Origin of the sequence: Aliamphritea ceti, from assembly GCF_024347215.1 — a bacterium.
GTDB lineage: Bacteria > Pseudomonadota > Gammaproteobacteria > Pseudomonadales > Balneatricaceae > Amphritea > Amphritea ceti.
Genome location: NZ_AP025282.1, coordinates 494839 through 517679, shown reverse-complemented (window position 1 = coordinate 517679; position 22841 = coordinate 494839). Strand labels below are relative to the sequence as shown.

The window sequence follows — 22841 nt, the reverse complement described above, 5'->3', positions numbered from 1 at the left end:
AGCGCATTAAAATCATCTGAAGGTTTTACCAGCTCATTACCGGATATATCGGCTGTGGGGGTGTTTGTGTTTTGAATTTCCTCTCAGACACAGCCAGCCATTGTGACTTTAAAGAACCACTAATGCGTAACGATATCAGTGGCTTCAGTCGTCGGCAGAATAGCCGCCAAATGCCAGTCTGCTGCTTGCATCACCTGATGTAACATATGCTCAAAAGAATAGCGCTGACTTGGCGGTAAAGTCAGAGTAAGGCCTTCACCATCCGCTGGCAGCATCACCAGCTTAACCACCTTCCCATCAACTTTTACATCAATGCGCTGAATCAGAATTCCGTCCTTTCCTAATGGATAATAATCAATAGCAGCCTCTTCAAAGGGTGTATCGAAATCGGCACTCTGGATAGCTCCCTGCTTCTCCATATCGCCCAGGACCTGACGTTGATCCGGCGCCAGATGGCTATCACTGTTTTCTGTAGGGAACTCCTGCTCCACGAAGAGATTGCTCATGCGCAGCGCTAACCGACGTGTCCACCAGGCCCGGTATTCCTTGCCCTGATCGGTTGCCCGAATCATAATCCGGTCTTCTGCCGAATCGTAAGTCATATTAATCTGGTTACGTAGCTGTCCTGACATAAGCATTCCTTTCATTTCCGGCTGCGGCGCAATTTAACTCTGTGCACGAATTGCCGTAACCGCATCAAATACCTCACTTAAACAGGTTACCACCTGATCAGCAGTTTCACCCGTTTTATGCGAACCTTGTTTTAAATTTACCCAAATGGTTCGGATGCCCAATTGCTGCGCACCGGCAACATCATGGTCTGGGTTATCACCTATATGAATAACTTCTTCAGGGCGAAGCTTCTCACTGGCCAGCATTTGCTGGAACATAGCAGGATGTGGTTTTTCATGACCTACCATGTGAGCATTCAGTGCAAAATCAAACCAGTCACCTAAGCCCGCACGGTTTACTTCTGCATTGCCATTACTCAACGCACCAATACGATATTCGTACTCCTTCAGCTGACTCAGCATCTCTGTCACATATGGGAAAAAAGTGACTTCATTACGCGCTGCAATAAAAATATCAAATGCCTGCGGCACTAATACTTCAATTTCAGTTTCACTATAACCCGCCTGACGTAAACCAATCTCCAACTGACGTAAACGAATTAACGTCACGCTATGAGCTGTTTCAGGAAAAGCCATCAAAACCTGCTCACGCAGCGCCGGAAAGTCACCGACCTGATATTCACGGGTGAACCCCGGGGCATGCTCATCTAACCAGCCGTATAGAGTATTATTGGCATGTGTGATAACCGGATCAACAGCCCAGAGGGTATCGTCCAGATCGAAGGTAATACACTTAATCATTGGAATCCTGCTTGTTTGGTTTACGGGCCGGCTTACTGCCCGACTGGCGCTTCGCCCGGGGATGCGCCTTGTCATAGACATCAAGTAAATGCTGAAAATCTAAATGGGTATATACCTGAGTGGTTGCTATATCTGAGTGGCCCAGCAACTCCTGAACAGCTCTCAGATCACCGCTTGATGCCAGCATATCACTGGCAAAAGAATGCCGCAGACGATGTGGATAAACCCGGCTGTCACTGCCCTGATAATCACCCCAGCGTGCTAGCCTTAACTGTACACTGCGTGCTGATATTCGCCGCCCCCTCTGACTGACAAATACAGCCATTTCCTCAGGTCTGGCCAGCTTATCACGGCAATCCAGCCAACGCTCTAATGCCTGCATCGCTTTGTCGCCAATAGGCAGCATTCGCTCTTTACGCCCCTTACCAATAACCCGCAGGCTCGCATCCTGGAAATCCAGATCATACAAGTCCAGACTCACCAACTCAGCCAGCCGTAAGCCTGATGAGTACAACAGTTCAACCATCGCATGATCACGACGACTCAGTGGATCACGACCTAGTGGCTGATCAAGCAGACTGCTTAGCTGATCGGGGTCCAGTGTCTGGGGCAGACGCTTAGGACTTTTAGGCGCACGGATACCCGCTGCCGGATCAGCCTTCGCCAACCCTTCACGATGAAGGTATTTATAAAAAGTGCGGATAGCAGACAATGCCCGCTGAATACTTTTACCGCCAAGCCCCTGATGATGCACAGCGGCGACAAAACCACGAATATGTTGCGGCAGCACTTTGTGCCATGGCGATTCGGAAGGGGTAAAAATTTGCTGTAACTGCAGATATTCCCAAAGTCTTTGCAGATCACGCTGATAATTATCTAACGTGTGTTTAGACAACTGCCGCTCAGCGCTCAGATAGTTAAAAAAACCTGATCGCGCCAGATCCGGCAGCTCAGCCGTCAAGCCTATCCCTCAGACCGACGTAACAGATGCGAAACAACCCGGCTCAACACCTGACCTATGTAATCAAGAAATAAGGTTCCCTGATTACTCTGAAAATATTCGCTGTCATAACTGCCAATCGCCAGTAAACCTAGGGTTTCACCTTTAACCAGCGGTACTGCAGCAGCAGACTTTACTTTAAACGCATGTTCCTTAAATAACAGCTCGTTCTGTAACTCTGTCAGATTTCCGCAACTGGTTTGTGAACTGTCTGCCAGCGCATCAATAACAGTAGCATCTTCCCGCGGCATGATTCGCAGATTATTCACATCATCCCGAGCAGGCCCGAAAAGCAGTAATGCCGTCGTATCACTGTGAAACTCCTCACACAGACATTCTTCAACAGCAACGGCAACGTCATCCAGCGTTTCTGCTTCCAGTAAAGACACGACCATTTTTTTGGTCTTCTTAAACTGGATCTCGTTTTCCCGGGCAACGCCAACCAGATCACTCAGATAATCATAGAGTTCGCGGTTCTTTTCCCTCAACAGAGACGTCTGACGCTCAACCAGCGATACACTGCTACCCCGCTGATGGGGCACATATAACTTTTCCAGCAAATTTTCATTGCCAGTAAAAAAGTCCGGATGTTGTTTAAGATAATCAATAACCTGCTGTTCAGATACTTCGCTCTGAACCTCAACTGCATCAGTTGTCATAAATAAATCTGCCCTTCATACACCGTTGTTGCCGGCCCGGTCATCATTACCGATGTGTTATCACCTTGCCAGGAAATACTGAGATCTCCACCTGGCAAACATACTTTAACGGTTTCATCCAAAAGGCCACGTAAGCGCCCCGCAACAACCGCTGCACAAGCACCTGTCCCGCAGGCAAGAGTTTCCCCTGCACCACGCTCAAACACCCTTAACCGCACTTCATCACGGGCGACAATTTCCATAAAGCCAATATTCGCTTTAGCCGGAAACTGCGTGTGTGCTTCCAGTACTGGCCCCAGGGTTTCTACTGGTGCTGTTTCAACAGAATCGACTATCAGAACACCGTGAGGATTACCCATTGATACAGCGCTGATCTCATGCGTCGCACCTTCAGCATCTAACTGATAAGTAACCGCCTGAACCTCGGACTGAAACGGTACTTCCTGAGGCGACAGTACCGGCGCCCCCATATCCACTTCAACATCCAGATTTTCAGTGACTGTCAGGTAAATTGCACCTTTTTGAGTTTCAACAGCAATCCGGTCTTTTGCAGTCAGTCGCTTATCACGCACAAACTTAGCAAAGCATCGGGCACCATTGCCACAATGCTCAACTTCACTGCCATCAGCATTATAAATGCGATAACGAAAATCCATATCAGGATTCGTCGGCGGTTCAACCACTAACAGCTGATCAAAACCCACGCCAAAATTCCGGTCGGCCAGTTTCGCCACCAGTGCAGAGTTGAGTTTAATCTTCTGGGTGACCATATCCAACACCAGAAAATCATTCCCCAGGCCATGCATTTTTGTAAATCTGACTAACATAGTGCTCTCTTACTTGATGTAACACTCTAACAAAACTGATCAACCGGTTGCGCACAGGCGTTAAGGAAGAAGCTGCTCACCACGTAACTGATCAGCCAGAGTTTCCCGCTGACGAATCAAATGTACCTGATTGTCATCAACCATGACTTCTGCCGCACGGTTACGGCTATTGTAATTGGAACTCATAGTAAAACCATAAGCACCTGCAGAGCATACCGCCAGTAAATCACCCGGCTGAATATTCAGCTCACGCTCCTTACCCAGAAAATCGCCGGTTTCACAGACAGGCCCAACTAGATCGTAAACGCGGCTTTCACCTGTGTCACGCACCTGAGCAGGGATAATATCCATGTAAGCACTGTACAGAGACGGACGAATCATATCGTTCATAGCCGCATCAATAATGGCAAAGTTCTTATACTCAGCACACTTAAGAAATTCAATTTTAGTGATCAGCAGCCCAGCGTTGGCAGCAATTGAACGGCCCGGTTCAAATACCAGTTTCAGAGGACGATCCCCCAGCTTAGCAAGAACCTCTGCTATATATGCCTGCGGAGTTGGCGGTACTTCATCTGTATAACAGACACCCAGACCACCACCTAAATCCAGATGATGAATCGTAATGCCCTGCTCTGCCAGTGTATCAATCAGAACTAACAAACGGTCCAGCGCATCAATAAACGGCGCGGTTTCTGTTAACTGAGAACCAATATGGCAATCCAGCCCCTGAATATTCAGATGACTCAAACTGTTAGCATAAGCATAAATACGTGCAGCATCTTCAATGGCAACACCAAACTTATTGTCTTTCAGGCCGGTAGAAATGTACGGATGCGTTCCGGCATCAACATCTGGATTTACCCGCAGAGAAATCGGTGCAACCTTGCCCATACTTTCAGCAACGCTGTTAAGACGGTCCAGCTCAGCTTCAGACTCAATATTAAAACAATGAATACCCACTTCCAGCGCACGACGCATTTCTGACTCACGCTTGGCAACACCGGAAAAAACGATTTTCTCCGCCTGACCACCAGCCTGTAGCACACGCTCTAACTCGCCTTCTGAAACGATATCAAAACCAGCACCCAAACGTGCTAAAACGTTCAATACAGCAATATTGGAGTTCGCTTTCACCGCATAGCATACAAGCGCATCATGGCCTTCAAGTGCCTGCGCATACGCCAGATAAGCACGCTCCAGCGCATCCCGGGAATAAATATAAGCCGGCGTACCGAACTCTTCAGCAATAGTACTGATCGCAACATCTTCTGCGAATAACGCACCATTTCGGTATTCGAAGTTATCCATCTTATTTTTCTACTTCTGCTGTTTGCGTGAGATCACGCAAAGAAATTTAGTTTTGCTCCGTTTGCGGAGCCTCATCGGGCAAATACAGCGGGCCTTTCTGGCCACAACCTGCCAATAAAATACAACTGATAAACACAGCAACCCAGCAATGTTTCATCGTTTGATTTCTCTCTGGTGATTATTCTGACTTAACGCCGCCACAGATTCTGAAACAGGTATCACCCGCCATCCCGGCTTTGCGCACAAATAACGCACGATTATACCTACAGCCTCACAAGAAAAGTACCAGATAGCTGCACTAAGACAGCAAATTTCAGGCATATCCTGCATGAATCTCGTCTACAAGCTTGCAGCACACAACTTCCACACCCTAAGATTAAGCTGTATCGCAATAGTAGTAACGGAAACAGACTTTATGACATATCCTGGTAACAATACCGTTTACGGTGACTTTAACTGTCCGTTTTGCTACGCCTTACACGAACACCTTGCTGAACATGAATGGTTAGACAACGTCCAGTGGCGGTTAATAGAACACGCGCCTTACGCTCAGATTCATGAATTCACTCTGGAAGAACAGGTAGAACTGGCCAGCGAAGTTGCAACGGTCCGCCACCGTGCGCCTGAGATACATATCGCACTCCCTCCTATACGCTCAAACACCCGTCGCGCTAACCAGCTTGTAGCCAGCCTGGAACTTTTACAGCCTGAAAAAGTGGCCGAATTCCGGCTAGCGGTTTATCGCACACTGTGGCAACAGGGAAGAGACATTGCACAGGAAGCAGTCTTACTGGAAATTCTCACTGAGTGCGGGATTATATCCAGCCAGTTGCAAAACTATAATCTGGAACAGCGCGAAGCTTTACTGAGAGATTGGCAAACTGGCTGGGAAAAACCTGCTTATCAGCGACGAATACCAATATTACAGCACCATAAAAGTCCAGCCATGCTGGGGTTATCCAGCATTACAGAAATTCTCGCCTACCTCAGCGGTAATAAAAAAACGCACTCCTGCGAAGTTGCCAGCTGTAGCTTCAAGCCCCGGCCAATTATTGCTTTACTGGGTTCCCTTACCTTGCACTGGCACTTTATTGAACCACTACGAAATGAATACGACATTCGTGTTCTGAGCAGTTATCAACAATTAGCAGATCATTTGAACGGCCCGGAAAACCTCGACTTAGCATTATTTACCGGCACACCCGACCAGATAGACAACAAGAGCTGTCTTGAGCTGATTCAGCAACGTAACTTACAACAACTATCAGTTATTTTTCTCGATACCGAATATGCGCCTTGTCGTGAAATTCTCAGCTACCAGCTAAATTATAGCGAGTATCTGCATCCTGAATTACAGCATGAAGTATTTACAGCTAAAGCACGACGCTTGATAACCCTCAAGCAACTTGCCGATCAGTATCAGCAGCTATCAAACAGAGATCATCTGACGCAACTTTATAATCGCCGCGAATTTGAACACTTTTTGGAGCTGGAATGGCTACGCGTAACCCGCGCTAAACGCCCTTTATCGATACTTATCATCGATATTGATTATTTCAAAAGCTACAACGATAAACATGGGCACCTGGCTGGTGATAACTGTTTGCGGGAAACATCAAAACTCATTGCAAAGTCCATCAACCGCCCGGCAGATATGGCTTTCCGTTATGGCGGTGAAGAATTTGTTCTACTACTTCCAGAGACCCACATACAGGGTGCGAGTCAAGTTGCTGAAAACCTTCAAAAACTGCTGAACGATGAAAACCCTCACAAGGGCGATGACAACATTCAAAACATTACCGTCAGTATCGGTATTGCAACATCCGCCAATACTCATGCTCAGTCCCCTTATGAACTGGTTCAGCTAGCAGATGAACAACTATTAACAGCCAAAAGTGAGGGTAGAAATCGCTACTTAGCGGTCGAACAGAGTTAAGCCCCCTCAATGGAACTAATGGAATAATAATCGCTCTCAACAGTGCATCTGTATATAATCGCCCCACGTAAAAATGCCAGGCAGATACCCACTATGAATGAATCCGAATTTAATCAGCGCGTCGACGATACTTTTATTGCTATTGAAGAAGCTTTGGATGACGCCAGTACCGATATGGACTATGTCAATAACGGTGGAGTTTTAACGGTTATCTGCGAAAATCAGTCGCAGGTTATTTTTACCCGCCAGACACCAGTAACACAGTTATGGCTGGCAGCCCGCAGCGGCGGTTTCCATTTCGACTATGCTGAAGAGAAGCAGACCTGGATTCGTGACAGCGATGGTGAAACTCTGCAAGCAGTCCTTAACACTGTGTTCGCTGAACAGGCTGGCGAAACTTTTGAATTTGATATTTGAACGGAACTAAACATGTCTTTCAGCAATGCTCTGCAACGTCACCAGGAAGTTTTTAACAAGCTGGATAGTATCCAGGCCACTACAGAACAGCTGGCAGAACAAATTGCCGAAACGTTTGAAGCTGGCGGCAAGCTAATTTTCATGGGTAACGGTGGCAGTGCCGCTGACAGCCAGCACCTCGCGGCAGAGTTTGTCGTGCGTTACAAGGCTGAACGACAGCCTCTGGCAGCAATCGCACTCACGACAGATACATCTATTTTGACAGCTCACGCTAACGACTACGATTTCAGCACTGTCTTTACCCGGCAAATGCAGGCGTTATGCCAGCCAAAAGATCTTGTAATTGGCATATCTACTTCCGGTAACAGCGCCAATATTATAGATGCAATTAAAGCCGCTAAAACAATCGGCGCTACCTGCTGGGCCTGGACAGGCTCCAGCGGCGGTAAATTAAAAGATATCGCCGATCACTGCCTCTGCGTACCATGTGATGAAACAGCACGCGTCCAGGAAGTACATATTTTTGTCGGCCACTGGCTATGCGAAGAGATGGATAGAGTCAGCACACAGATCTGATTCCGTCATCAGCGCTGGAATACTACAGAGCAGTAACCAGCGCTAACAAACGTGCTAACGCACCACGATTTTCATCCAGATACGCTTTACCATTAGCACCCATTTCCTGAGCCTGCGGTAAGTCACTCAACAGTTCAGATAATCGTTTCTGCAATGCAGTTTCATCGGGCAGTACGTCCAGTGCACCGGCAGCTTCTAACTGATCAGTGATCTGTTGAAAGTTAAAATAGTAAGGGCCTACCAAAACAGGGCGTGACAGCAGTGCCGGCTCCAGTGGATTATGGCCACCACGCTCAATCAGACTTCCACCAACAAAGACAATATCCGCCGCAGCGCAAAACCCCAACATCTCGCCAAGGGTGTCGCCTATAAATACCTGAGTGCCAGTATCTGTTTCTTCACCAGTACTGCGCCGGCAAACTTTTAGACCAGTTTCCTTCGCTAAATCACCAGCAATTGAAAACTGCTCAGGATGACGGGGAACCAAAACAAGCACTAAGGTCGGAAACTGTTCCAACAATGCCTTATGTATGGCAAGAATCTGACGGTGCTCATCATCATGGGTACTGGCGGCTACCCATACAGGTCGTTGCTCACCCCACTGCAAACGCAACCTCTCTCCTAAAGAGAGTTTGTCCTGATCAAGTTCAATATCAAACTTAATACTTCCTGTTATTTTTAACTTATCTTTTGCCAAACCAAGAGATATAAAACGCTCACCGTCGACCGGGTTCTGAGCGGCAATGGTCGTCACTGCCTCCAGCATTGGCCGGGTTAACCAACTAAAGCGTTGATAGCCTCTGGCTGACCGAGCAGACAAACGTGCATTAGCGACTAAAACAGGCACATTATTGTTTGCGCAGCTATGAATCAGATTAGGCCAGAGCTCTGTTTCCACTATCACACAGGCCCGCGGTTTAAAAAAACGATGAAAGCGTCGCAGCGTATCCGGCAAATCATAAGGACAATAAACGTGTGTAACACGATCACCAAACATAGAAACAACTCTTTCACTGCCAGTTGGTGTCATCGTCGTCATCAAAACAGGAGTGTGAGGATACTCAGATAACAGGTGTTCCACAAAAGGCGCTATTGCGATGGTTTCACCCACTGACACACTGTGAATCCATAAAGGTGCTTCGGGAACAATAGTCTCTTTCGAATAAAAACCGAAACGTTCAGCCCAGCGCTGCCTGTATGCAGGCGCCTGACGTCCCCGACGCCAAAGACGCAACAGAATAACCGGCGTAAGCAGGTAAAGGATCAGACTATATAAAATACGGAACATAAACTCGGACAGGCCTCACCCAGATGCAACTGAAGTTAAAAAAAGAGGTCTGATTCTAGCAGCCCCGAAAGAATTAAACAGCGTACTCCAACTACGCTTATCTACCTTCAGCTACTAAAAAGCAGATATAATCACAGCCATAACAGACTTTAATTAAGCGGTATCATGCAGACCATAAACTCAGACCTGATCATTCTTGGCGGCGGTATCGCCGGCCTCTGGTTATTAAACCGCCTGCAACAGCAAGGCTATAACGTTATTTTGCTGGAATCGGATGAGCTCGGCGGAGGCCAAAGCATTCGCTCTCAGGGTATTATTCATGGCGGCACGAAATATGCGCTCAACGGAGCACTGACCCAGGCCGCAAATGCCATTGCTGACATGCCAAAGCGCTGGCACCAATGCCTTCAGGGTAATGGCGAAATAGACCTGAGTCAGGCTGAGATTCTATCTAAAGCTCACTACCTCTGGTCTAAAGGCTCTTTAGCTTCAAAAATGACTACCTTCTTTGCCAGTAAAGCACTGAAAGGCAGGGTTGATGACATTAGTCCTGAGGATCGGCCTGAAGTCTTTCAACACAAAAAATTTCGCGGCAGCCTCTATAAACTAAACGAATTGGTGCTCAATGTACCCAGCGTTATCAGTGCACTCAGCAAGCCATACGCTAAACGGGTATTTAAAGTCTCTAGAGATGACTTAAGAATTATCAGTCACAACGGCGAAGTAGAAGCGATAGAGCTGCCTGACAAGAAATTACGTCTAACGGCACAACGCTATATTCTGACGGCAGGAGAAGGCAGCGAACAACTTTTGCAACAATGGAAAATTCCTCAACCAGAAATGCAACGTCGCCCATTACACATGGTTGTCGTCAGGCATAGCGCTAACTTACCCGTTTTTGCCCATTGTATAGGTGCTGGCAGCAAACCACTGGTAACGATTACAAGTCATCCAACCACCAATGGCGAACAGGCCTGGTATCTTGGTGGCGACTTAGCTGAGACAGGCGTTCAACGCTCTGCTGAAGAACAGATCATTCATGCAAAAAAACTGCTACAGGATTTACTTCCCTGGATTGAATTACCTAATGCCCGTTGGGCAACCTTGCGCATCGATCGCGCAGAACCAAAACAGTCAGCTCTTACTCGACCTGACAGCGCCTTCGCACAAGCAGTAAATAACGGCATCATTGGCTGGCCTACAAAACTGGCTCTGGCACCGGATATGAGCGATCAAATCCTCAAATTACTGGATGAGCAAGGCGTCAAACCCATCACTGCCAGTACTGATATACAGCTGCCTGGCGCACAGGTGGCAGAACCTGTATGGGAGACTTTATTTTGATTAAAACCACACTGGCCGGTACTGATATCCAGATTAGCCCTGTTGGTTTAGGCACTGTGAAAATTGGCCGGGACCAGGGCGTTAAATACCCTAATGGTTTCAAGATTCCTGATGACCATCAGGTTTCCGAGCTGCTAGCACTATGTCAGGACCTGGGTATTAACCTGATTGATACTGCCCCTGCATACGGCAACAGCGAAACACGACTCGGCCCATTACTTCGCGGACAGCGAGCGAAATGGGTGATCTGCAGTAAAGCTGGCGAAGAATTTGATTCTGCCACCGGTGAGTCCTCATATATTTTCACACCTGAGCACATCCGCAGCAGTGTCGAACGCAGCTTACGCCGTTTGGAAACAGACTATATAGATATTGTTCTGATTCATTCCGATGGTAACGATATGCAAATCATCAATGAATTTGGAGCACTGGACGTTCTGAACGATTTGAAAGCCGAAGGTAAAATTCGCGCAGGCGGCATGTCAGGAAAAACCGTTGAAGGGGGCATTGAAACCCTGAAACGCTCAGACTGCGCCATGGTGACTTACAACCTGAACCAACCCGAAGAAGCCGCTGTACTGGACTATGCGCATCAACATCACAAAGGGATTCTGATCAAAAAAGCTCTTGCCTCTGGACACTTGTGCCTAAACGAAGGCGAAGACCCTGTACTAGCAAGCTTCAACTTCATATTTCGACATCCAGGTGTTCACAGCGCCATAGTAGGTACAATCAACCCGGATCATTTGCAAAAAAATGTTGCGGCCGTCAAGCGTGCGATAGAAACCATGGTATAAATATCTGACTGACGCATTTTAGATACTCAGGAGAGCCAGCTATGATCATTACTCACAAAGATCCCCGGCTCTTTCATACCCGTTCAATAAAACTGAGCCCTTATCTTCAGGGTATTAACATAACGCCATACGGCGAGCTCATCAATTTTCAAACTCTGCAGGCACGTCGTAAGCACTGTGACAGCACAATCCCCGGCACCTATGCAAACCTGGGTGTTTCTGCACAATTACACCTCAAACATCAAGATACCGACTATCTAATTCTAGTTCGACAATTTAAAGACGACCACTGGCAACTAAAGCTTCCATCGGGATATATACCTGAAGAACAATTGCATAATCCTTACCTGACACTGGCACAGGAAATAGCAGAAGAGTGTTTACTTGAAAATAGCCCGGTTTTCGCCCGCTGCCGTCTCAATAACGACTTACTGGCACCGCCTTATAGTGAACTGAATTACTGCGACGAAGTATCACTAGAATTGCGGAGCAGCCCCTGGAATCCACTACACCTGCCACAAACTAATATTTACATGAATAAACAACGGCTTCCCGGCAACCCTATGCTCTATATCCACAGCCATACTTGCTCAGCACAACTGGTGTATCCTTTAGAAATTACCCGAATACCGAAAACACATTTATCACTATTACATGCAGAAGAAGAATTTAACCAGACAACTAAACAGCTAGATGTCGTTTTAAATGATGAACTCTGGCTGGCTAAATTGCATAACCAGCAGATCCATGAACTGGGCAAGTACACTGACGGGAGCTATCAGCGACACCCCACTCCCGCCAACACACGTTTAAGTGAAGTTTTTGCCAGACAATGCAAAGACGTCAGTCTTTAGACTGAATTTTTTCTACAATAGCCGTCGTAGAACAGTTATCCAGGAATGATAGTACTTTGACTTCACCGCCATAGCTGCTAACAAATTCACCGCCAACAACACCTTCAATACCGTAATCGCCACCTTTCACAAGCACATCAGGACGTACTTGTTCTAATAGGCGCTCAGGTGTATCTTCATTAAAGCTAACAACCCAGTCGACCGCCTCAAGTCCTGCCAGTACAGTTTTACGACGTTCTACAGGATTAATAGGCCGCCCCTCACCTTTCAGACGCTTGACTGATTCGTCATCATTAATAGCAAGCACCAAACGATCACCTTGCGCCCGGGCATGCTTCAAATAGCCCACATGGCCAGCATGTAAAATATCAAAACAACCATTGGTAAAAACAATCTTTTCACCACTGGCGCGAGCATCATCTAAAGCAATTAACAACTGTTCATCGCTCACGACACCCCGTTCAGCTCCCAGCTCCCGGTTTACTGTCCGCCGCAATTCAGGGGCGCTGATAGCAGCAGTACCCAGCTTACCAACCACAATACTTGCGGCTATATTCGCTAAACCGGTAGCAGCATCAAGCGGCTCACCGGCAGCCAAAGCACTGGCCAACGTTGAAATTACCGTATCTCCGGCGCCAGTCACATCAAATACTTCACGGGCACGCGCCGGAAAGTGCACTTCATTCTGATCAGCACGGATCAGTGTCATACCCTGCTCGCTTCGGGTGACTAAAAGAGCTTCTAGTTCCAGCTGTTCAATTAACTGCTGAGCCTTAGCCACTAATTCCTGCTCAGACTGACAGACACCAACTACCCCTTCAAACTCGCTTAGATTAGGCGTCAATAAAGTTGCACCACGATAACGTTCAAAATTGCTGCCTTTAGGATCGACCAATACCGGCACACCAGCCATACGGGCCTGAGCAATCAAAGCCTGCGGATCACTCAGCGTGCCTTTGTCATAATCAGACAGAATCATCACACCAACATTAGGTAATAATGCCTCAGCCTGCTGCTGTAAATCAGCACTGTAATCAGCCGCAAAACGCTCTTCAAAATCCAGGCGAATCAATTGTTGGTGGCGACTCATTACCCTTAGCTTGGTAATGGTTGGTTCATCATTGCTGGTACAGAACTGACAGTTAACTCGGGCAGACGCTAACTGAGTTTCCAAAGCGCTGCCAGCTTCATCTTCGCCAACCAAACCAATAAGTGATACACCAGCACCTAAAGCAGAAATATTCAGTGCGACGTTGGCTGCACCACCTGGCCTGTCTTCTCTTTGTTCTACTTTTACAACTGGTACAGGTGCTTCAGGAGAAATCCGTGACGTAGGTCCATGCCAGTATCTATCCAGCATCAGATCACCAATAACTAATACCTGTGCCTTATCAAAACGTGGCATTACAAATTTCATGAATCTTTTTCCTGTGTAATCTGCTCAGAATGGCTTTCTATCGCAATTGATTGCTGCTCACTAAACTGCAAACGATGTAATCCCGCATAGACTCCTTGCTGCGCCAACAGTTCCCGATGAGAGCCCTGCTCAATAATCTGACCATCATCCATAACTAAAATCCGGTCAGCCGTCTCAATAGTGGATAAACGATGCGCAATGACCAGAGTTGTCCTGCCCCGCATGACATTCTCCAGAGCGTCCTGAATATGCCGCTCTGACTGAGTATCAAGTGCGGATGTTGCTTCGTCTAAAATCAAGATGGGAGCATCTTTAAGAATTGCTCTGGCAATCGCAATACGCTGTCGCTGACCACCAGATAGCAGCATGCCATTTTCACCGACAACCGTTTCTAAGCCATCAGGCAAATGTCTAACAAACTCCATCACATGTGCAGCTTCGGCGGCTGCCAAAACAGCATCCTCAGAAGCTTGCGCCAAGGCTCCGTAGGCTATATTTTCAGCAATCGTGCCATCAAACAGTACAACCTGCTGATTCACCAACGCAATTTGTCGTCGCAGATCAAGCAGACCAATACACTCTATAGGCATTCCATCTATTAGCAGTTCACCATCCAAGTGATCATAAAAACGTGGTAACAGGTTTGCTAATGACGTTTTTCCGCTACCGGATTTACCCACTAAAGCAACCGTTTCGCCCGGCTGAACATTCATAGATATATTACGTAGTGTTAGTTTCTCAGCCTGAGGGTAACGGAAACTTAAATCTTTAAACGTTAACTGCCCCCGTATACGTGAAACAGATTCTGTGCCAACATCCCGCTCAGCATCGGTATCAATTATTTCAAACAGACTTTGCGCTGCTGCCAGTCCTTTCTGAATTGTCGCATTAATTTCAGTCAACTGGCGAATAGGCTTTGCCATCAGGGATGCTGCCGAAATGAAAGCTATGAACTCACCTGTCGACATTTGTTGTACCAAGCTGGGCTCCATTGCCAAAAAAGTCAGTACAGCAATAACACCAGCAACCAGCATTTGAACGATAGGTGTTGTAATCGACTGAGTTACGACCATCTTCATATATTGCTGACGGTTACGTTGACTGGCCTGCTCAAAACGTTTTGTTTCCGACTCTATTCCACCGAATACTCTGACGACCTGAAAGCCTTTAATCGCCTCAGCTGCAGAAGCAGTAATATCTCCGACAGTGCCCTGAACATTCTTACTTATCCGCCTCATTCGCTTTGAAGCAAAAGCGACTACAGCCCCAACGACAGGCCCTATTACCAGAAATAGCAATGTCAGCTTCCAGTTCAGATACAACATATAGCCAAACAGTCCAACTACCGTCAGACCTTCACGAATAGCTACTTTCAACGCATCGGTTGCAGCTCCGGTCACCTGCTCTACATTGTATGTCAAACGAGCTAACAGCTCGCTGGACGAATGCTTATGATAAAATTCACTGGGTAAAACCATTAACCGGTCAAATAAATCTATCCGTAAATAATGCACAACAAAGCGGGCCACATAAGATATTCCGTAATTACCTAAAAACGTACCAACACCACGGACAAAGAAAATACTGATAATCCCTAATGCCAACAAGGTACGGTTGTCATATTGACCTTTTTCAATGGAATCAACGAACATTTCCAACCATTTAGCAGAAGCCGTCTGACTGCCTGCAAAAATAAAAAAGCCAACAACGCTTAAAGCAAAAGCGGGCCAATGAGGCTTTAAGTAAGCCAACAGGCGAAAATAGGTATCTAAGCTGCTTTCTTTCTTCAAAATGCATATAACTCTGGATAGTCACGAAAAGACGATGGCGCTAGTGTTCGCCAACGCTGAACTTTATAATGAGCGATTTTACAACATCTGGATAACTTGTGGGCAATAAAGACGCGCATTGGCAGGATTTTTTAGCACCTCGATACTGGATTATCTGGTTAGGATTAGCGCTACTCAGATTTATGGCTTTTCTGCCATTCAAATCAGGCCTGTGGTTCGGAAAACAACTCGGTAATCTACTTTATTTCTCAATGCCGAAACGACGCCGGGTTACAGAAGTAAATATCCGTCTGTGCTTTCCAGAGCTTGAGCCTAAACAGCAGCAAGCAATGGTCAAAGAAGTCTTCCATAATAATGGCCGCGGCCTGGTAGAGATGACCTGGGCTTACTGGGGCAATAAAAACTTCTTTCGCAGCATAACCACCCTGAAAGGCGCTGAAATATTACACACTGCCCGTGAAGCAGGTAATGGCGTCATTTTGATGGGTGGCCACTATTCTATGATTGACCTATGTGGCTTACTGTTTTCATTCTATGACGTTCCCGTCAGCACTCTGTATCGCCGCCACAACAATCCATTGATGGACTGGTTTTTTTGCAGGCACCGCAGCCGCTTTAGCGAACCACTGGATCGTGATAAAACCCGCCAAATGCTACGACACATGCGAAAAAACAATTGTATCTGGTATGCCCCGGACCAGGACCTGGGCGCAAAAGGCTCAGTTTTCGTCCCTTATTTTGGTCAGACCGCCTGTACAATTACAGCTACCAGCAAGATGGCTAAGCTAAACGGCTCACCTTTAGTTTTACTCTGCTGTCAGCGGAACGCTGACAACAGCGGCTATACACTGGAAGTCAAAACCGTCGAAAACTTTCCATCTGGAGATGAGACCAAGGATGCTGCAATAATTAATTACGCAATAGAATCCTGCGTACGCAGAGCGCCTTCCCAATATATGTGGGTACATAAACGCTTCAAGACACAGCCTGACGGTAATCAGAAACTGTATAAAGCTAACAACTGCTAACCATCAATGACAGAGACAATCAGGCACGGTATTTTAGAAATGAATACCGTGCAGCATATTTAGCTGTTTTTAAACCAACACCACCATCCAGAAATGCTTTTTTCACGAAATACCATTTCCAGAAAGCAGCTGTCGCACTTCCTGCTGCCTTCAGCCACGACCTCCGTTCATTTCCATTCGCCTTCACTCGCCGTACATAAGCGTCCAATTTACGCGCCATTGCAGCCTCAGTTTCAAAAGTATGATGATCTACCCAACCTTCAATAACAAAATCTTCATCAAAGCCAATGACTTTGTCATCTACAACACTATCGTTAAAGCGACAGATAGTTCGATCATATAAACGCACTACGAAATCAGGGCTTGAACAGGGGTACATCGCATGCACTTTCTTCCCCAAAACAAACCAGTTACGGCGAATACGTCCAACCCGGCCCCTCGGGTACTGGCCAGGATCTTCAATTATGTTTTGTACAGCTTTGATAAAACTATCGCTCGGCAACTCATCGCTATCCAGACATAACACCCAGTCATTACTTGCCAGAGAAGTTGCATGATTCATCTGATCAGAATGACATTTATAGGGACGGCAAGACACATGTATACGATCTTCGTAGCCTGCAAGAATTTCAAGCGTTTTATCTGAACTACCAGAATCAACAACGATTACTTCCTGCTCAAGCTTCATTACCTGAGCCAGCAACTGCCCGAGCGTCTGGTCACTATTGAACGTCAAAATACATACTGATAGTTTCATAAATACTCAAAAGCCCTAACTATAGATCCAATAAAGACCTACAAAACAACGTGCTATTTTAGCAACTCCGCTTGTTCTGTACATCTATCACTTCTCACCAATCATCATTACATCGTAAACTCAGTAAGCTTGATATATCTCAGCACAAATCTGGGATGCAACACGACTTTAATGTACAATCCTGGGTTTGATTTTCAGGCGCGCCAAGCTAGGCATGAAACTGAAAAGCCTAGATACTCATACTGGAGTCGGCTTTGGCCACATATCTTTCAGCGGTCATCATTACCCTTAACGAAGCCAATAATATTGCAGACTGTATCTCTTCACTATCCTTTTGTGATGAGATTATCGTTGTCGACTCTGGCAGCACAGACACGACGACCGAGCTAGCCTTCAAACTTGGAGCAAAAGTCATCAATCAAAGCTGGCTTGGTTACGGACAACAAAAACAGTTCGCTGTCGAACAGGCAACAAATAACTGGGTATTATGCCTGGATGCAGATGAACGAATCAGCCCCGAATTAGCCAAAGAAATTCAAGATTTCATGCAGGAACCCAATGCAGCAGCATGCCAAATGCCTCGCTGCAATCGCTTTATGGGCCGCTGGCTTCGCCATGGCGAGGGTTATCCCGACATGAGCTTACGATTATTTGATCGTCAACAAGCTTTTTGGAGCGAAGACTCCGTACATGAGAAGGTAATATGTAACGCTCCTATCAAATCATTACAAAATGATATATTGCATTACTCTCAAGAAACCTTACACCAGTATATTGAAAAGCAAAATAAATATACAAGCATTCAAGCCGACATTTTAACCAAGAATAATAAAAACATAAGCAGTACTAAGCTTATCATGAGCCCACTTATAAGGTTTATTAAGTTTTATTTAGTTCGCCAAGGATTTAGGGATGGCGTTCCAGGACTGGTTCATATTTGCATTGGTTGCTTTAATTCATTTATAAAATACGCAAAAGTCAGAGCCCTTAAATAAAAAATGCACATAACCAAAAGAAATATAAAAACAACTGTATTACTATATTTAAATATATTTTTTTGCAGTATATTTACAATCACCTTATTCATGCGTGATACGCAAGGAGCGTCAATTTCATCTCTAGCTTTATTATTAGTAATCAATGTAAACAAATATAAAAACATCTTTAAATTTAAATCTGAAACTTCAATTTGGATAGCATTTATTATAATCGCTCTACTTTCCACATTTTGGTCTGCTGATATAGAGCGTTCTTTGTCATCCATAAAAAAAGAATTAATTTACCCCTTTTTAACTTTTTTAATAATACCTATTTTATATATAAACAAAAGAACTCGAGCAGCGATCATCATAAGTTTATTTACAGGCTACATACTGGCATTACTTCTTGCAATAAATTTCAAACTCAGCTTTTACCCTCCATTAACCCAGTACTACCAACTAGTAGGGGATACATCTACGCTTATAACTATATCCTTAACAATTTTACTTTACTCTTTGTTCTTTATCCCGCAGCATGTGCTGTTAAAAGCATGTAACATCATACTCATAGTTCTTAGCTTGTATACGGCCTATCTAATTCAAAACCGCATGGCGATGATCATTATAGCAATAATTATTAGCATGACCATTACTTTAAAAACTTATAAAAAAAGCAAAATACTAAGCTGCCTCTTAATAATGCTAATGTTACTAGGTAGCGCACTATCAATAAACATCAGAAACGACAATAACTTTTCTATTAACAATAGTATCACCGCGATCAAAAACGATCCGAGAGTAGAATTAATATGGCCTTTCTATATAAAGTCGACATTTACCTCTCCATTAAAAGGACTAGGTTTTGGTTATGAAGTCCCCAGCATTGCATTAAAAGAGAAAATGCCAAAAAGCTTCGAGCCAGCATATAAAATGCATGCACACAATGTAATATTAAATAAAACCCTTCAAATTGGTTTTATAGGAATTTTCTTCTTCCTATTATTATATTTAATCCCATGCAAACGATTTTACCAAGCAACAAAAAACACTGAAACAATACACGCTGGAATTATTGGCATCAGCATTACGACAGCATTTTTTCTAAAAAGCATGACTGATGACTTTTTCATTCGAAATAATATAATTATTTTTTGGATATTGATTGGATTATTAATAGCAAATATTACCCAGAATAAAGAAACATCAATTCAAGACAAGCACTGCACATGAAGAATATTTTAGTAGTTCGCAGAGACAACATTGGTGATTTAGTCTGCACAACGCCGCTAATATCAATGCTCAGAAAACAATATCCAAAGGCTACTATTCGCTTACTTGCCTGTAGCTATAATGCCCCAGTTCTTGAACAAAATGATGATTTAGACGAAATCTGCACGTATGTTAAAGCAAAGCACAGGGGTAATAGAAGTCTTTTAAGTATCTATACAGAGCGTCTAAAAATGCTATGGCGCCTACGCAGGGAGCCCATTGACCTTGCTATCCTTGCAACTCCAGCCCTCGACAAACATGGACTTGCTCTTGCAAAACAGTCAGGTGCAAGGCAAATAGTTGGTGTCGATGCTGCTAACTTAAAAATATCCTCTCCTATTGCACCATCAACACTGGATGGATTGCATCAGGTAGAAAAATCTATTCGTATTGCCGGATTAGATATTAAACACGCACCCAGTCTTAAATTGCGATGCAGCGAAACAGAATTAATTCAAGCTAAAAACTTTTTAGCAACTTATAATGTAGACTCTAAAACAGATAAAATCGCGGCTTTTCACATTAGCGCTAGAAAAACCTGCAATCAGTGGTCTAGCCAGAAATTTGCAGACTTAATCAATCAATACCAACAAAAGCACAAATCTCCAGCCGCAATTTTCTGGAGCCCCGGGTCTAAAAACGATCCAAAACACCCTGGCGATGATGAAAAACTAGAAGAATTACTAGCTCTACTCGACAGTAACTACCCCATCATCCCTTATCGCACTGAAAACCTACGGGAGCTGATGGCAGGTCTTTCTATGATGCAATTAGTCGTTTGTAGTGACGGCGGAGCAATGCACGTGGCTAGCGGGCTCCAACGCCCAGTGATTGCATTCTTTGGCTATCCAGGAGCACCTGATTGGCGACCATGGGGTGAGCACCAACTCATTTATCGCGAACCGCTATCCGACGTCAGCACTGACACAGTACTCGACGCAATTTCTCAATACTTTTAATACATAAAGCTCAATGGAAGATCCCATGCTTAGAATTGGTTTACTGATAGATTCATTAATTGGCGGTGGCGCAGAGCGGGTAGTACTTAACTTTGCTGGAGGACTTGCAAAACTGGGCCATGACGTTCACATCATTCTGGTCAAAAACGAGCAACAGCATCAAACCTCCGATGTACCATTCACAATACACCACCTTAGCGAAAATGGTGTTCTTGCGGAAAGCCGCTGGCGTAACAAGCAACTTTTATCTGAAAAGCTGCAAGCAACGGTAACAAGAATCGAGTCCGATGGTAAGAAATTTAACTTCTTTACATCTAATGCTGAAGATATGGATCGCCTGAGCAAAATGGCAAAACTTGATCCTGTATTTATTCGTTATCGTAATTCAATGGTGAAATATATTGAAACAAAAGTTGGCAACAAAACTGGTCTCAAAAAAATTATTCGCCAATTTCGCTGGATCCAAAAGTTCCGCAGTATCTATAGTAATCGCCATATAGTAACGGTCTCTAATGCCTTGCAAGGTGAGCTCGTTAACCAGGTAGGTGTCAAACCTAAGTCTCTTACAACGATCTATAATCCTTTTGACTTTGACCTACTTCGCAGCAAAGCTGCAGAACCAATTGATCCTGCACTAAAGCCTCAGGAACCGTACATCATCTATGCTGCGAAGTTTGAAAATCGTAAGCGACAGGACTTACTTCTAAAAGCTTATGCTAAAGCTAATATCAGCCAGAAGCTTGTCTTAATAGGCGGTACATACACAGCATCAGATGAGCGCTGGTACAAGCAAATGATGGAACTCATAAAAGAACTGGGAATTGAAGATAAAGTTATTTTACCAGGTTTTCAAAACAATCCTTATGCCTGGGTGAAAGGTGCTGACCTATTTGTGATGTCTTCAGACAGTGAGGGCCTGCCAACAGTACTAATTGAGTCATTAATAGTAGGTACTCCAGTTATCAGCACAAATTGCCCAACTGGCCCTTCCGAAATTCTGATTGATGAATTTTCTACTTTTCTGTCGCCTACCGATGATGTTGCAGGACTGGCTACAAATATCCGTAAAGCTCTGGAAAGCTATCCTGAGATTACCGACGCTTATTTGGAAAAGTTCTCTATCAACAACTCACTATCGCAATACATCCGCCATTATGAAAATCAATCAGCGGGTAATAACTGATTGATTGCCTGACTTACGTCATCAATGGTGATGATGTTCATACATTCCGCTGCCCGGCTACAGCTGTCCACATTGCGATTACAACGCTGTAGCCAGGTAATTTTACGCTTAAACATCATATTCTGATCCCGGCAACTAATAGGCCGGCGCAGAGCAATATAATTCCCTTGCGACCAAAACCTGCAGTTACCAAACACTTCCGGCGCACCAGGGCCGAACAAACATACCGTTGGTGTGTTTGCCAAACGCCCTAAATGTGCAACTCCGGTATCAGGACAAACCATTGCTGATGCCTGCTGCAATAAACAACACAACTCTATAAGCGTTAATTTTCCTGAAAAATCATATTCATCTTCATGACAGCCTATTTCAGCAACGATATTTTCTTCTCCAGGACCACCACTCCAGACAATACTAAATCCAGCCTCTTTATATTTGTCAGCCAGCTTTCGCCAACGTTCTGCCGGCCACAGTTTTAAATCAGAGCTTGCCCCTACATGAAAAACAAAAAAAGACTTAGGTATATGTGGTAAAGAATCAACAGAAAAAGACCAGTCTGATGCCTGAAAAGAAGCCGGATAGTCACCAGGGATCATCGAGGTATTTATATCAGCCCAGTGTGCCGGTGCATCTGGATAAGAAATGGCTTCGTCTACCAGCCAACTTTTATAACCGGGTTTATCTTCACTAAATGCCACAATCCACTTCGCACCCATCGCGTACGCTAGAATACTGTAACGATTATCAGCGGGAACTAATGCCAAATCATATGGGCCGCCGGCAATTAAACGCCGAATACTCTTAGCATCTTTCGGATGAAAGGGTAAATACGTCACACCGTAAGGTTTATCAGCATATAATGCCGCTGCCGCCTTTTGGCCTGTCATAAAAATGTCAGCATCAGGATACTGAGCGCGCAGCTTCGCCAATAATGGCGTAAGCATCAAGGTATCCCCCAGTAACAAATAATGTGCAATTAGAATTCGCTTAGGAGAGTTTTCTTGCTTACGCAGAAGGTGTCCTGGCAATCTGGAAAGCACTCGGGCAAATGTATAGAAACGCGCAGATAATCGACTCAT

At 45.1% G+C, this 22841-nt stretch carries 23 protein-coding genes; 11 read left to right on the top strand and 12 right to left on the bottom strand.

Features of this window, described 5'->3' with window-relative positions:
* Nucleotides 1–119: 119 nt before the first annotated feature.
* From OCU49_RS02260 to lptM, 7 genes are read right to left on the bottom strand one after another with little or no spacing between them, the layout of a single operon-like run.
* Nucleotides 120–632: a hypothetical protein gene (locus tag OCU49_RS02260; RefSeq protein ID WP_261843409.1), complete on the bottom strand. Its 513-nt coding sequence runs from the start codon at nt 630–632 to the stop codon at nt 120–122.
* 33 nt (nt 633–665) lie between these two features.
* Complete coding sequence (locus tag OCU49_RS02255; RefSeq protein ID WP_261843408.1) at nt 666–1373, bottom strand: HAD family hydrolase; 708 nt, start codon at nt 1371–1373, stop codon at nt 666–668.
* A complete protein-coding gene (gene xerC / locus OCU49_RS02250) occupies nt 1366–2334 on the bottom strand; it encodes a tyrosine recombinase XerC (protein WP_261843407.1) in 969 nt (322 codons plus the stop codon). Before xerC ends, OCU49_RS02255 begins: the two co-directional genes overlap by 8 nt.
* Before the next feature lie 2 nt (nt 2335–2336).
* Nucleotides 2337–3032 (bottom strand): DUF484 family protein, encoded by a 696-nt coding sequence (locus OCU49_RS02245; protein WP_261843406.1) that lies wholly within the window; start codon nt 3030–3032, stop codon nt 2337–2339.
* On the bottom strand, nt 3029–3859 hold the full coding sequence (gene dapF / locus OCU49_RS02240; protein WP_261843405.1) for a diaminopimelate epimerase: 831 nt from the start codon (nt 3857–3859) through the stop codon (nt 3029–3031). Before dapF ends, OCU49_RS02245 begins: the two co-directional genes overlap by 4 nt.
* Nucleotides 3860–3919: 60 nt before the next feature.
* Nucleotides 3920–5167: a diaminopimelate decarboxylase gene (lysA, locus tag OCU49_RS02235; RefSeq protein WP_261843404.1), complete on the bottom strand. Its 1248-nt coding sequence runs from the start codon at nt 5165–5167 to the stop codon at nt 3920–3922.
* A gap of 46 nt (nt 5168–5213) precedes the next feature.
* Nucleotides 5214–5324, bottom strand: coding sequence for an LPS translocon maturation chaperone LptM (gene lptM / locus OCU49_RS02230; RefSeq protein ID WP_205657636.1), 111 nt, complete (start codon nt 5322–5324; stop codon nt 5214–5216).
* A 258-nt stretch (nt 5325–5582) separates the two neighbouring features.
* Here lptM and OCU49_RS02225 point away from each other — a divergent pair, with 258 nt between their 5' ends.
* The 3 genes from OCU49_RS02225 (at nt 5583) to OCU49_RS02215 (ending at nt 8096) form a co-directional block, all read left to right on the top strand.
* Nucleotides 5583–7103, top strand: coding sequence for a diguanylate cyclase (locus tag OCU49_RS02225; protein WP_261843403.1), 1521 nt, complete (start codon nt 5583–5585; stop codon nt 7101–7103).
* A gap of 93 nt (nt 7104–7196) precedes the next feature.
* Nucleotides 7197–7520, top strand: a complete 324-nt coding sequence (gene cyaY, locus OCU49_RS02220) for an iron donor protein CyaY (RefSeq protein WP_261843402.1) — start codon at nt 7197–7199, stop codon at nt 7518–7520.
* Nucleotides 7521–7532: 12 nt separating this feature from the next.
* Nucleotides 7533–8096 carry a D-sedoheptulose-7-phosphate isomerase gene (locus tag OCU49_RS02215; RefSeq protein ID WP_261843401.1) on the top strand — a complete coding sequence of 188 codons (564 nt, stop codon included), beginning with the start codon at nt 7533–7535 and terminating at the stop codon, nt 8094–8096.
* Between the two features lie 22 nt (nt 8097–8118).
* Here the strand turns inward: OCU49_RS02215 and waaA are convergent, their stop codons facing one another.
* Nucleotides 8119–9384, bottom strand: coding sequence for a lipid IV(A) 3-deoxy-D-manno-octulosonic acid transferase (waaA, locus tag OCU49_RS02210; RefSeq protein ID WP_261843400.1), 1266 nt, complete (start codon nt 9382–9384; stop codon nt 8119–8121).
* A 165-nt stretch (nt 9385–9549) separates the two neighbouring features.
* Between waaA and OCU49_RS02205 the strand changes: the two genes are divergently transcribed.
* From OCU49_RS02205 to OCU49_RS02195, 3 genes are read left to right on the top strand one after another with little or no spacing between them, the layout of a single operon-like run.
* Nucleotides 9550–10728: an FAD-dependent oxidoreductase gene (locus OCU49_RS02205; RefSeq protein WP_261843399.1), complete on the top strand. Its 1179-nt coding sequence runs from the start codon at nt 9550–9552 to the stop codon at nt 10726–10728.
* The gene (locus OCU49_RS02200; RefSeq protein WP_261843398.1) at nt 10710–11525 is read left to right on the top strand and encodes an aldo/keto reductase; all 816 of its coding nucleotides are present in this window, start codon (nt 10710–10712) and stop codon (nt 11523–11525) included. Before OCU49_RS02205 ends, OCU49_RS02200 begins: the two co-directional genes overlap by 19 nt.
* A 41-nt stretch (nt 11526–11566) precedes the next feature.
* Nucleotides 11567–12379 (top strand): hypothetical protein, encoded by an 813-nt coding sequence (locus OCU49_RS02195; protein WP_261843397.1) that lies wholly within the window; start codon nt 11567–11569, stop codon nt 12377–12379.
* On the opposite strand, the gene hldE is transcribed toward OCU49_RS02195, so the two are convergent.
* Together hldE and msbA are read right to left on the bottom strand one after the other, a co-directional pair.
* Nucleotides 12369–13796, bottom strand: a complete 1428-nt coding sequence (gene hldE, locus OCU49_RS02190; protein WP_261843396.1) for a bifunctional D-glycero-beta-D-manno-heptose-7-phosphate kinase/D-glycero-beta-D-manno-heptose 1-phosphate adenylyltransferase HldE — start codon at nt 13794–13796, stop codon at nt 12369–12371. The genes OCU49_RS02195 and hldE overlap by 11 nt on opposite strands.
* On the bottom strand, nt 13793–15586 hold the full coding sequence (msbA, locus tag OCU49_RS02185) for a lipid A export permease/ATP-binding protein MsbA (RefSeq protein ID WP_261843395.1): 1794 nt from the start codon (nt 15584–15586) through the stop codon (nt 13793–13795). Before msbA ends, hldE begins: the two co-directional genes overlap by 4 nt.
* A 98-nt stretch (nt 15587–15684) precedes the next feature.
* On the opposite strand from msbA, the gene OCU49_RS02180 reads away from it, so the two are divergent.
* Nucleotides 15685–16614: a lysophospholipid acyltransferase family protein gene (locus OCU49_RS02180; protein ID WP_261843394.1), complete on the top strand. Its 930-nt coding sequence runs from the start codon at nt 15685–15687 to the stop codon at nt 16612–16614.
* A gap of 19 nt (nt 16615–16633) precedes the next feature.
* Here OCU49_RS02180 and OCU49_RS02175 read toward each other — a convergent pair whose 3' ends face one another.
* A complete protein-coding gene (locus tag OCU49_RS02175) occupies nt 16634–17371 on the bottom strand; it encodes a glycosyltransferase family 2 protein (RefSeq protein WP_261843393.1) in 738 nt (245 codons plus the stop codon).
* A 254-nt stretch (nt 17372–17625) separates the two neighbouring features.
* On the opposite strand from OCU49_RS02175, the gene OCU49_RS02170 reads away from it, so the two are divergent.
* The 4 genes from OCU49_RS02170 (at nt 17626) to OCU49_RS02155 (ending at nt 21762) form a co-directional block, all read left to right on the top strand.
* Nucleotides 17626–18366, top strand: a complete 741-nt coding sequence (locus OCU49_RS02170) for a glycosyltransferase family 2 protein (RefSeq protein ID WP_261843392.1) — start codon at nt 17626–17628, stop codon at nt 18364–18366.
* A gap of 90 nt (nt 18367–18456) precedes the next feature.
* On the top strand, nt 18457–19581 hold the full coding sequence (locus tag OCU49_RS02165; RefSeq protein WP_261843391.1) for an O-antigen ligase family protein: 1125 nt from the start codon (nt 18457–18459) through the stop codon (nt 19579–19581).
* A complete protein-coding gene (locus OCU49_RS02160; RefSeq protein WP_261843390.1) occupies nt 19578–20579 on the top strand; it encodes a glycosyltransferase family 9 protein in 1002 nt (333 codons plus the stop codon). Before OCU49_RS02165 ends, OCU49_RS02160 begins: the two co-directional genes overlap by 4 nt.
* A 25-nt stretch (nt 20580–20604) precedes the next feature.
* On the top strand, nt 20605–21762 hold the full coding sequence (locus OCU49_RS02155; RefSeq protein ID WP_261843389.1) for a glycosyltransferase: 1158 nt from the start codon (nt 20605–20607) through the stop codon (nt 21760–21762).
* On the opposite strand, the gene OCU49_RS02150 is transcribed toward OCU49_RS02155, so the two are convergent.
* A complete protein-coding gene (locus OCU49_RS02150) occupies nt 21741–22841 on the bottom strand; it encodes a glycosyltransferase family 9 protein (RefSeq protein WP_261843388.1) in 1101 nt (366 codons plus the stop codon). The two genes, OCU49_RS02155 and OCU49_RS02150, sit on opposite strands and share 22 nt — an antisense overlap.

Bases quoted from the DNA above. Each gene is read 5' to 3' on its own strand.
- cyaY (WP_261843402.1), top strand. From the start codon at position 7,197: ATGAATGAATCCGAATTTAATCAGCGCGTCGACGATACTTTTATTGCT.
- lysA (WP_261843404.1), bottom strand. From the start codon at position 5,167: ATGGATAACTTCGAATACCGAAATGGTGCGTTATTCGCAGAAGATGTT.
- OCU49_RS02160 (WP_261843390.1), top strand. From the start codon at position 19,578: ATGAAGAATATTTTAGTAGTTCGCAGAGACAACATTGGTGATTTAGTC.
- OCU49_RS02245 (WP_261843406.1), bottom strand. From the start codon at position 3,032: ATGACAACTGATGCAGTTGAGGTTCAGAGCGAAGTATCTGAACAGCAG.
- hldE (WP_261843396.1), bottom strand. From the start codon at position 13,796: ATGAAATTTGTAATGCCACGTTTTGATAAGGCACAGGTATTAGTTATT.
- OCU49_RS02205 (WP_261843399.1), top strand. From the start codon at position 9,550: ATGCAGACCATAAACTCAGACCTGATCATTCTTGGCGGCGGTATCGCC.
- OCU49_RS02260 (WP_261843409.1), bottom strand. From the start codon at position 632: ATGTCAGGACAGCTACGTAACCAGATTAATATGACTTACGATTCGGCA.
- OCU49_RS02215 (WP_261843401.1), top strand. From the start codon at position 7,533: ATGTCTTTCAGCAATGCTCTGCAACGTCACCAGGAAGTTTTTAACAAG.
- OCU49_RS02200 (WP_261843398.1), top strand. From the start codon at position 10,710: ATGGGAGACTTTATTTTGATTAAAACCACACTGGCCGGTACTGATATC.
- OCU49_RS02255 (WP_261843408.1), bottom strand. From the start codon at position 1,373: ATGATTAAGTGTATTACCTTCGATCTGGACGATACCCTCTGGGCTGTT.
- waaA (WP_261843400.1), bottom strand. From the start codon at position 9,384: ATGTTCCGTATTTTATATAGTCTGATCCTTTACCTGCTTACGCCGGTT.
- OCU49_RS02150 (WP_261843388.1), bottom strand. From the start codon at position 22,841: ATGAGTCGATTATCTGCGCGTTTCTATACATTTGCCCGAGTGCTTTCC.
- OCU49_RS02175 (WP_261843393.1), bottom strand. From the start codon at position 17,371: ATGAAACTATCAGTATGTATTTTGACGTTCAATAGTGACCAGACGCTC.
- dapF (WP_261843405.1), bottom strand. From the start codon at position 3,859: ATGTTAGTCAGATTTACAAAAATGCATGGCCTGGGGAATGATTTTCTG.
- OCU49_RS02195 (WP_261843397.1), top strand. From the start codon at position 11,567: ATGATCATTACTCACAAAGATCCCCGGCTCTTTCATACCCGTTCAATA.
- OCU49_RS02225 (WP_261843403.1), top strand. From the start codon at position 5,583: ATGACATATCCTGGTAACAATACCGTTTACGGTGACTTTAACTGTCCG.
- OCU49_RS02155 (WP_261843389.1), top strand. From the start codon at position 20,605: ATGCTTAGAATTGGTTTACTGATAGATTCATTAATTGGCGGTGGCGCA.
- lptM (WP_205657636.1), bottom strand. From the start codon at position 5,324: ATGAAACATTGCTGGGTTGCTGTGTTTATCAGTTGTATTTTATTGGCA.
- OCU49_RS02165 (WP_261843391.1), top strand. From the start codon at position 18,457: ATGCGTGATACGCAAGGAGCGTCAATTTCATCTCTAGCTTTATTATTA.